Origin of the sequence: Lactiplantibacillus sp. ME-2 (assembly GCF_022549155.1) — a bacterium.
Lineage (GTDB): Bacteria > Bacillota > Bacilli > Lactobacillales > Lactobacillaceae > Lactiplantibacillus > Lactiplantibacillus plantarum.
This window is the reverse complement of record NZ_JAKZEQ010000123.1, coordinates 1-630: the sequence shown is the minus strand read 5'-3', so window position 1 is coordinate 630 and position 630 is coordinate 1. Positions and strand designations below refer to the sequence as shown.

The following is a 630-nucleotide window of genomic DNA, read 5'->3' as shown; positions in this document are numbered from 1 at the left end:
GCCCAAAGGAACCGTGATTTGCGATCGATTAAAGTTAATAAAACTGCCTTACTATGCCCACGAGGACCAACGACTGTATCTAGTTCAAAATCGCCGATGCGATTACGTTGATTAATCATCATGGGACGCTGTTCAATTGATCGCCCCAAAGATTGATTATATTTGGATCGTTGGTCAACGTTACGCCGTTGGCGTACACCATGTTCAGGTAGATCATTCAAGGAGAAACCAATTCTCCCCTGATTTAGCCAATTATAAATAGATTTAGTAGCTAGTTTAAATTCGTGAGCAATCATTCCTGGTGACCAGCTTAGACGTAAATGGTTGAGAATTTTTTGCTTTAACTCATCGCTCAGCTTAGTTTTCCGACCACATCGTGATCGCTTGTATTCGACATCTGTTTGTGCTAATTCAGCCTGATAAGGTTGACATCGAGATAATTCATAAGAAATTGTTGACGGTGATCGGTTCAGCCGAACGCCCATTTGGATATTGGACAGCCCTAGTTCACAAAAGGTTTCGATTTTAATTCGTTCGGAATAGGTTATACTAGACAAAAGATCAGCTCCTAAAAGATGGGTTTGTGGTAAACACCATTTTAAAGGAAGCTGATCTTTTTTGTCCGAACAG

General features: G+C 40.6%; 1 pseudogene. It reads right to left on the bottom strand.

The features are described 5' to 3' along the window. A pseudogene (locus MMY95_RS15640) lies at positions 1-557 on the bottom strand (IS30-like element ISLpl1 family transposase); the annotation flags it as partial. Positions 558-630: the final 73 nt, after the last annotated feature.